Source organism: Vibrio sp. 1078-1 (assembly GCF_033340475.1).
Window position 1 is genome coordinate 1 of sequence record NZ_JAWOWM010000033.1, and the last position, 7,843, is coordinate 7,843.

The window sequence follows — 7,843 nt, forward strand, 5'->3', positions numbered from 1 at the left end:
GATGTGCGGCCGGTTGAGCCAATCATGGAGCATCGGCAGGTCGCGCTCGGTCATGAGGCGAAGAGTTATGGGGGGGGTGCTCGCGGCCTTGCGGCCCATGGCTCGCTGCTGTTCGGCAAAGCGGGCCTGTCGTATAGCGTTAGGGGTGGCCAGCAGGTTGCCGGTACGCTTGTCGTGTTGGTCTTTCATCTCAAACCCTCCATTAGAGCTAACAGTATACCACCAGTTAGCGCTAACGCAAGCATTACATACTTAAATCTGGCCCCCGACTGCGCTGCTTCTGGGTCTGCTTCGCCAGCTCGGCGCGGGCCTCCTGCACCTGCGGCAGCTCCATCACTTTCTGTACCGTGCGCTTGATGTAATCGGCCTCATGGCCTGCCTTGCGCTCCATGATCGCGGGGCTGGCCTCGGCCATGGCCTTGGCGATCTCGTCCGGCTCCCGGCCCTTGCTGGCCAGCTTCATAGCCGCAATGAAGTCGCACTTGCTGAGGTCGTCACCGAAGCGTTTGACCAACCCGGCCATTTCGCTGCGGTAGTCGTCCACGGCGCTGCGGCGATACCGGCGCACACTCCGCGGGGCGGTGATCTCGGCCAGTCGTGCCGTCCGTTCCTGTTGGCGCTTAATGCTGTCCAGCACCTGCCCGGCCTGCTGCATCAGCTCCGGCCCTGCGGTGGCGGTCTTGCCCTTGGATTCACGCAGCAGCACCCACGGCTGATAACCGGTGCGGGTGGTGTGCTTGTCCTTGCGGTTGGTGAAGCCCGCCAAGCGACCATAGTGGCGGCTGTCGGCGCTGGCCGGGTCGGCGTCGTACTCGCGGGCCAGCTTCCGGGCGATTACGCCCCTGTGACCTGCTGGGGCGTCCTGAGCCACTTTTACCCATGCCTGATAGTTCTTGGGGCTGGTCTCCACGATCAGCGCCGGCTCCCGGCCCTCGGCTTTCATGTCATCCAAGTCGAACTCACTGAGATCGTCCACCAGCACCAAACCATGCCGCTCCTGCTCGGCGGGCCTGATATACACGTCATTGCCCTGGGCATTCATCCGCTTGAGCCATGGCGTGTTCTGGAGCACTTCGGCGGCTGACCATTCCCGGTTCATCATCTTGCCGCTGGCGGCATCCCGTATGCCGATGTCGTACCGGTCGCAGCCCATGGCCTTGAGCTGCCGGGCGATGGCTTGCGCGGTGCGGTCACCCTTTACTTGAGCTTGAAAACCAGCCATATACCCCCCTGTTGTTCGATGATTTGCGGCTCCAGCCAAAGCCATGATGCGATCAGCAGCGCCAGAATAGGCGTCACGGAAGCGATCAAGACCCCGGCCCACAACTTCCATGTCCAGCCACGGGCGGCGCTCCGGGCGCTCTGCGCGGCGCTGCTCACCTCGGCGGCTACCTCCCGCAACTCCTTGGCCAGCTCCACCCATGCCGCCCCTGTCTGGCGTTGGGCTTTCAGCCACTCCGCTGCCTGCGCCTCGCTGGCCTGCTGAGTCTGGCTCATGACCTGCCGGGCCTCGTCGGCCAGTGTCGCCATGCTCTGGGCCAGCGGTTCGATCTGCTCCGCTAACTCGTTGATGCCTCTGGACTTCTTCACTCTGTCTATCGCGCTCATGCTCGATAACCTCCCGGTATTCTTGTAAGTCGATGATCTGGCCGTTGGCCGTGTCGATGGCTAGGGCGGTGTCGGCCCGCTCGGTGCGGATGCCCCGGCCCTCCATCTCCACCACGTTGGGGCCAAGATGGATGCCCGGCAGGCGCTCGATGCCCTGCGCCTCAAGTGTTCTATGGTCAATGCGGGCGTCGTGACCAGCCCGCTCTAATGCCCGGTTGGCATGGTCGGCCCATGCCTCGCGGGTCTGCTCAAGCCATGCCTTGGGCTTCAGGCTCTCGGACTTCTGCGCCCCGCCCCGCTCTGGCTGTTTGGCGTTGTACCGCTTGAACCACTGGTCAGCCGGGCGCTCGATACCGTCGTTCTTCCGCTCAGAGATCATCAAGTGGCAATGGGGGTTCTCACCTTTACCGGCATGAATGGCCAGCGTATACGGCAGGCGCTCGCCCTCGGTCAGATGCCGGGCGAATTCGTCCACCAGCTCCCGCTGCTGATCTAGGGTCAGTTCGACCGGCAGGGCAAACTCAACCTCTTTGAACAGCCGCCCATTGGCGCGTTCATACAGGTCGGCAGCATCCCAGTAGTCGGCGGGGCGCTCGGCCCACTCGGGCAGGTGGCCGGACTGAGTGTGCAGCACCTCGTCACGGTCGCGGGAGTAACGGCCCTCCCGCTGGATGTAATCGGCTTTCGCCTTGGCCGACTGGCCGCCGTTCCGGCTGCCGGTCTTGGCCGTAAGGTGATAGATGGCCATAGGGGTTTAGCTCCATGCAATGGCCCTCGGAGAGCGCACAGCCCCAAAGGGGTGCCCGCAGGGCAGTTTCTCGAAGAGAAACCGGTAAGTGCGCCCTCCCGTTAGAATGACGGTCGGGGTTTGCGGTGTCTGTGCTCCGATGATAGCATGATGGCAAGCACATAACCAAGGGGAATGTCAACATGGCAAAAGCAGCGGAACGGCTCGCCAAGCTGGAAGAGCAACGGGCACGGATCAACGCCAAGATCCAGCGGGTCAGGGCACGGGAGCAGCAGCAAAAGCGCAAGGAGGACACCCGGCGCAAGGTGCTGGTAGGCGCGTGGATACTCGGCAAAGTCGAAAGCGGCGAGTGGCCAGAACAGCGCTTGCTCGATGGGCTGGACAGCTACCTAGAGCGCGACCATGACCGGGCGCTGTTCGGACTGCCACCCAAGCAGGAATAGCAGCCACAGGAGCATGGCCAGCCGGAGCCGCAAGAGGGGCAAGGGTGAGCTTCTACCGGCTGACACCTGCCGAGATCGAAGCCCTGCAGCAAGAGATGCGAGAGGCGGGCGCGACCATCAAGGCGGAGATAGCCAAGCGCAAGGTGGCCAGCATGGCCCCTGCGGGGCTTCACACGCGCCCCCGCCCTGCGGGCAGGGGTAAAGGCCGCTAAAGCGGCTAAAGGCGTCTGCGGCTTCCTGTGGCGTCTGTGCATGGGGTTTGGGTTTGCGGGCCTTGGCCCGCCTTTTCCCTACCGCGGAGCGGTGGGGGCGGTGTGTAGCCTAGCGCAGCGGATAGATCAGTTATCCGGCCTCTGGCCGGGCATTTTGGGCAAGGGCAAACAGCGCCCCACTAGGGCGCTGTTAACCGCGCCTAGTGGATTATTCTTAGATAATCATGGATGGATTTTTTCAGCACCCCGCCAGCCCCCGCCCCTGCTGGGTTTGCAGGTTTGGGGGCGTGACAGTTAACGGGGGGGGCGTGACAGTTATTGCAGGGGTCAGCCTGCCGCCTTGGGCCGTGCGATGTCGTACTTACCCGCCGCATACTCGTTCACCGTCCAGCCCAGCGCGATCAGCTCCGGCAGCGCCTCGCGCACCCGCTGGCGTCTCTTGCGCATGGCGGCCCCACTGGCCTCTGACGGCCAGACGTAGCCGCACAGGGTATCTATGGCCGCCTTGCCGGTCTTGCCGGGGTCGATCCAGCCACACAGCCGCTGGTGCAGCAGGCGGGCGGTTTCGCTGTCCAGCGCCCGCACCTCGTCCATGCTGATGCGCACATGCTGGCCGCCACCCATGACGGCCTGCGCGATCAAGGGGTTCAGGGCCACATACAGGCGCCCGTCTGCCTCGTCGCTGGCGTACTCGGCAAGCAGCCGGAAGCCCTGCCGCTTGCGGCCATTCTGGGCGATGATGGACACCTTCCAAAGCCGTTCAATGCAGTCCCTGATGGGCTTTGAGTCCTCGATATTGGCATAGCCTATTTCACGAGCCAGCGCCCGATAGCTACCCTTGACCACCATGGCGTCAGCGGTAACGGCTTCCCATTTGGGTTCCAGGAACAGCCGGAGCTGCTGCCCGCCGGGGGTCTCCGGTTCTGGCTCTAGCACCAGACCACTAGGCCCGGCCATGGCCACCAGCCCCTGCAGGATGCGCAAATCATCAGCGCCCAGCGGCTCCGGGCCGCTGAACTCGATCCGCTTGCCGTCGCCGTAGTCATACGTCACGTCCAGCTTGCCGCGCTTGCGCTCGCCCCGCTTGAGGGCACGGAACAGGCCGGGGGCCAGACAGTGCGCCGGGTCGTGCCGGACGTGGCTGAGGCTGTGTTTGTTCTTAGGCTTTGCCACGAGGCACCCCCTTGCTCTTGTGCTGCTTTTCCAGCACGGCGGGCTTGAGTACCCCGCCGTCATGCCGCCTGAACCAGCGGTCTTTGAACGGTGCCCCATAGTTGGCCTTGCTGACTCCAAAGCGGACGAAATAGGGCCGCTGCGTGTCGTCTACGCCCCATTCCTCGGCCTCACCGGTGGTCATGCCGGACAGGTACGATTGCCAGCGGATGTTATCCACCAGCACGGACGATCCCCGGCTGGCCTGCTGCTGGTCGCCTGCGCCCATCATGGCCGCGCCCTTGCTGGCATGGTGCAGGAACACGATAGAGCACCCGGTATCGGCGGCGATGGCCTCCATGCGGCCAATCACTTGCGCCATGGGGCCGCTGGCGTTCTCTTCCTCGATGTGGAACCGGCGCAAGGTATCCAGCACCATCAAGCGGCGTCCCTCAGCGGCTCGCTTGAGGCCGTCGAACCACTCCGGGGCCATGATGTTGGGTAGGCTGCCGATCAGCGGCTGGATTAGCAGACCGTCAGCCACGGCTTGCCGTTGCTCGTCGGTCAGGCGTTCCCCCAATGCGTGCAGGCGGTGATGTATGGCGGTGGGCGGGTCTTCGGCGGGCAGGTAGATCACCGGGCCGGTGCGCAACTCGCCCACGTCCAGCAGGTCGGGGCCGCCTGCGATCTGTGCGGCCAGTTGCAGGGCCAGCATGGACTTGCCGGCCCCACCGGGGGACACCAGCGCCCCCACGGTGCCGGCCACCATGTTGGGCAGTACGTAGTCAATCGGTGGCGGTAGCTCTGTGAAGCTCGCCAGAATGTCGATAGGCTTATGGGTAGCCATTGATTTGCCTCCTGTGTAGGCGGTTGGTGGTTAGGCGCTGGCGGGGTCACTACCCCCGCCCTGCGCCGCCCTGAGTTCTTCCAGATACAGCCGCAGCGCCTCGGCCTCTGCGTCTGTGGCCCATATCTTCCGGGCCTTGCGGCCCATGGCTCGCTGCTGCTCGGCAAAGCGGGCCTGTCGTATAGCGTTGGGGGTGGCCAGCAGGTTGCCGGTACGCTTGTCGTGTTGGTCTTTCATATTTCCTCCGCATTAGAGCTAACACCATAACAGGCATTAGCTCTAATGCAAGTGTTTTATCCTAATGTCGGCCCTCGGTACTGCTGTTTCTCGGCCTGCTTCGCCAGCTCGGCGCGGGCCTCCTGCACCTGCGGCAGCTCCATCACCTTCTGCACCGTACGCTTGATGTAATCGGCCTCATGGCCCGTCTTGCGCTCCATGATGGCGGGGCTGGCCTCGGCCATGGCCTTGCCGATCTCGTCCGGCTCCCGGCCCTTGCTGGCCAGCTTCATGGCCGCGATAAAGTCGCACTTGCTGAGGTCGTCACCGTACCGCTTGACCAGCCCGGCCATTTCGCTGCGGTAACACCTGAGTTAAGCCGCGCCGCGAAGCGGCGTCGGCTTGGACGAATTGTTAGGCCGCATATCGCGACCTGAAAGCGGCACGCAAGACCTCAACCTTTTCCGCCCCGAGTGAGGTGCATGCGAGCCTGTAGGACTCTATGTGCTTTGTAGGCCAGTCCACTGGTGGTACTTCATCGGCATAGTAAAAGTAATCCCAGATGATCGCCTCCCAGCTGTTACAACGGACTGGCCGCCCGGCGATGACGCCCTCAGCCGCCTCTGGGCACGAGCCCTGCGGAGCCTCCGCGATTTCATACGCTTCGTCTGCCCACCAAGCAGGTTCGCAGTCAAGTAACTCATCCCCGATCTCCGCTAAGAATCCATAGTCCAACTCCTCCATGACGCGCCCGCCGAGCATTTCAACTATTGCCTCGAGCTCGCCGCGCCTCTCGCCGGGAAACGTCAGATCAATATCATCGTGCTTGCGTGTTACACGCCCTAGCCGTGCATCGATCGCCCAGCCCCCACCGATCCAGAGCGGCAGATTTCGCTCATCTGCCGCAGCTAGAATTTTGTGTATCAATGTGACCTGCGTTGTGTCCATGCGGCCTAACGGTTTGGGCTATGGGCAGTGGCGGTTTGCGTGAGCCTTTCCTGTCAAACCGAGAAAACGCTCGGGCGGGCTACCGACTTTGCAAATTGCACTTCAACCCGCCATTGCCTATGAGCCAGTGTTAGCGGTAGTTTTTTATTTATTCAAATAGTAATCCCACGTTATTTTTGCAATGTCTGAAATAATCTTTTCATTAATTTCCGAAGTTTCTTTGGACTCTGCAACAAATACGCTTATAAAAATTAATTGTCCATTCGGTAAAGTAATTACCCCAACATCATTAGTGGCTGCTGCAATTCCATTATTTATTCCGGAAGTCCCTGTTTTATGAGCAACAATTGTATTCTTTGGTAATTGTCCTTTTAATCGGTTACTTCCTGTTGTTGTTTCTCTCATAATTTTCCAAATAAAATCATAACTTTTTTTAGAAAGTAATTGGTTCTTATTATTATAAGTATCTATTAACAGTTTGTTCATCGCTGTTGGGGTTGCCCAATTTTGATATTGGGTATTCCAATCCTTGTGCATTTGTTCTTCGTTTGCTTTGATTGAAATATCAGTGAAATGATTAGCATTCAAGAATTTTTGAACAGAATCAGTTCCTCCGATTAATTTTAGCAAAATATCACAACCAATATTGTCGCTCTCTGATACTGTATAATTTAGTATTTGTTCAATCGTCAAAGTTGTTCCATTAGGGAATTCCTCTTTAATCGGACTCCACATTTTAGGCAAAAGGTCTTGAGGGGTAATCTCTATTTTTTGTTCAAAAGAAAGATTCCCTTTATCTATCTCAGACAAAACGGCTAAAGCAATCGGAAATTTCATAACGCTTTGCATCGGGAAATGGAAGTCGTTATTAATCTTCAAAGTATCCTTCTCATTGCTGTTGAATATTGCTACTCCTATTCTGGCATTTTTTGCCTTTAAAACATTCTCAATTTTCAAAGTTAAGTTGTCAGTTTGAGCATTTGAATACGCAATTGTAAAAAATAAACTTAACAATACTAATAATATCCTTTTTACGATTTTCATATGTCTGTACTCCTATCTGGTTAAATTACCGCTAACACCTGAATTAAGCCGCGCCGCGAAGCGGCGTCGGCTTGAATGAGTTGTTAGGCAACACCGCGCTTTCTCTCGAAGGCTTGTCGTGTTTGAACCATGTAAACCGCCGGCCCGTCAGGCGTGGTGATGATCTTCTCCCGCACGAATCCTGCCTTCTCATAGCAGCGTATGGCTCGATGGTTGTTCGGAGTCGGGTCGGTCTGAATCTTCGTCACGGTGGGGTCCGAGAACAGTAGTTCAACGAGAGCGCGGACAAGCCTTGTTCCTAGGCCTTTGTTCAACTGTGTCGGGTCAGCCAGAGACTGGTCTATTCCTCGCACTCCTGGATCAGTTTCATCTTCCCACCAGCCATCACCGCTTCCGAGCGCGACGTACGACTGAGCATAGCCGATCGGTTCCTCGCCCAGCATTGCGATGTACGGTGTTACGGACTCTTCCGCCATCGCTCTGGGCAGGTAGTGTTCCAGCACTTCATCAAGAGTCGGTCGCTCTTCGTCACCACCCCACCACTCAACGATGTGCGGCCGGTTGAGCCAATCATGGAGCATCGGCAGGTCGCGCTCGGTCATGAGGCGAAGAGTTATGGGGGGGG

The 7,843-nt window shown here is 59.0% G+C and carries 10 protein-coding genes and 2 pseudogenes; 1 reads left to right on the forward strand and 11 read right to left on the reverse strand.

Translation table 11 applies throughout. The annotated features are described in order from the left end of the window. The 4 genes and pseudogenes from R7190_RS24985 to R7190_RS25000 form a co-directional block, all read right to left on the reverse strand. A pseudogene (locus tag R7190_RS24985) lies at positions 1–189 on the reverse strand (hypothetical protein); the annotation flags it as partial. Positions 190–244: 55 nt separating this feature from the next. Beyond that, on the reverse strand, positions 245–1,267 hold the full coding sequence (locus tag R7190_RS24990) for a DNA-primase RepB domain-containing protein (protein WP_318057402.1): 1,023 nt from the start codon (positions 1,265–1,267) through the stop codon (positions 245–247). Further along, the gene (locus R7190_RS24995) at positions 1,198–1,608 is read right to left on the reverse strand and encodes an IncQ-type mobilization protein MobB (protein ID WP_011117300.1); all 411 of its coding nucleotides are present in this window, start codon (positions 1,606–1,608) and stop codon (positions 1,198–1,200) included. The genes R7190_RS24990 and R7190_RS24995 overlap by 70 nt, the downstream gene beginning before the upstream one ends. Positions 1,609–1,714: 106 nt before the next feature. After that, positions 1,715–2,356: pseudogene (locus tag R7190_RS25000) on the reverse strand (MobA/MobL family protein); the annotation flags it as partial. 182 nt (positions 2,357–2,538) lie between these two features. On the opposite strand from R7190_RS25000, the gene R7190_RS25005 reads away from it, so the two are divergent. Next, positions 2,539–2,799 carry a mobilization protein gene (locus R7190_RS25005; protein ID WP_169573164.1) on the forward strand — a complete coding sequence of 87 codons (261 nt, stop codon included), beginning with the start codon at positions 2,539–2,541 and terminating at the stop codon, positions 2,797–2,799. 539 nt (positions 2,800–3,338) lie between these two features. Here R7190_RS25005 and repC read toward each other — a convergent pair. The 7 genes from repC to R7190_RS25040 all read right to left on the reverse strand — a co-directional run bounded on the left by repC (position 3,339) and on the right by R7190_RS25040 (position 7,835). Next, positions 3,339–4,184, reverse strand: a complete 846-nt coding sequence (gene repC, locus R7190_RS25010) for a replication protein C, IncQ-type (RefSeq protein WP_112928757.1) — start codon at positions 4,182–4,184, stop codon at positions 3,339–3,341. Further along, positions 4,171–5,010: a helicase RepA family protein gene (locus tag R7190_RS25015; RefSeq protein WP_169573183.1), complete on the reverse strand. Its 840-nt coding sequence runs from the start codon at positions 5,008–5,010 to the stop codon at positions 4,171–4,173. Before R7190_RS25015 ends, repC begins: the two co-directional genes overlap by 14 nt. A gap of 30 nt (positions 5,011–5,040) precedes the next feature. Continuing rightward, positions 5,041–5,247 carry a plasmid repression protein F gene (gene urfF, locus R7190_RS25020; RefSeq protein WP_112928753.1) on the reverse strand — a complete coding sequence of 69 codons (207 nt, stop codon included), beginning with the start codon at positions 5,245–5,247 and terminating at the stop codon, positions 5,041–5,043. Positions 5,248–5,303: 56 nt separating this feature from the next. After that, positions 5,304–5,579, reverse strand: coding sequence for a hypothetical protein (locus tag R7190_RS25025; protein ID WP_223847821.1), 276 nt, complete (start codon positions 5,577–5,579; stop codon positions 5,304–5,306). A gap of 61 nt (positions 5,580–5,640) precedes the next feature. Then, positions 5,641–6,174 carry an aminoglycoside nucleotidyltransferase ANT(2'')-Ia gene (aadB, locus tag R7190_RS25030; RefSeq protein WP_000381802.1) on the reverse strand — a complete coding sequence of 178 codons (534 nt, stop codon included), beginning with the start codon at positions 6,172–6,174 and terminating at the stop codon, positions 5,641–5,643. A gap of 144 nt (positions 6,175–6,318) precedes the next feature. Continuing rightward, positions 6,319–7,218 carry an extended-spectrum class A beta-lactamase VEB-18 gene (locus tag R7190_RS25035; protein WP_065825678.1) on the reverse strand — a complete coding sequence of 300 codons (900 nt, stop codon included), beginning with the start codon at positions 7,216–7,218 and terminating at the stop codon, positions 6,319–6,321. An 83-nt stretch (positions 7,219–7,301) separates the two neighbouring features. After that, the gene (locus R7190_RS25040; protein WP_256829340.1) at positions 7,302–7,835 is read right to left on the reverse strand and encodes an AacA4 family aminoglycoside N(6')-acetyltransferase; all 534 of its coding nucleotides are present in this window, start codon (positions 7,833–7,835) and stop codon (positions 7,302–7,304) included. Positions 7,836–7,843 lie beyond the last annotated feature (8 nt).

Coding starts and splice junctions, on each gene's coding strand:
- R7190_RS25035 (WP_065825678.1), bottom strand. CDS start 7,218: ATGAAAATCGTAAAAAGGATATTATTAGTATTGTTAAGTTTATTTTTT.
- R7190_RS24995 (WP_011117300.1), bottom strand. CDS start 1,608: ATGAGCGCGATAGACAGAGTGAAGAAGTCCAGAGGCATCAACGAGTTA.
- R7190_RS25005 (WP_169573164.1), top strand. CDS start 2,539: ATGGCAAAAGCAGCGGAACGGCTCGCCAAGCTGGAAGAGCAACGGGCA.
- R7190_RS25015 (WP_169573183.1), bottom strand. CDS start 5,010: ATGGCTACCCATAAGCCTATCGACATTCTGGCGAGCTTCACAGAGCTA.
- urfF (WP_112928753.1), bottom strand. CDS start 5,247: ATGAAAGACCAACACGACAAGCGTACCGGCAACCTGCTGGCCACCCCC.
- aadB (WP_000381802.1), bottom strand. CDS start 6,174: ATGGACACAACGCAGGTCACATTGATACACAAAATTCTAGCTGCGGCA.
- R7190_RS24990 (WP_318057402.1), bottom strand. CDS start 1,267: ATGGCTTTGGCTGGAGCCGCAAATCATCGAACAACAGGGGGGTATATG.
- R7190_RS25025 (WP_223847821.1), bottom strand. CDS start 5,579: ATGGCCGGGCTGGTCAAGCGGTACGGTGACGACCTCAGCAAGTGCGAC.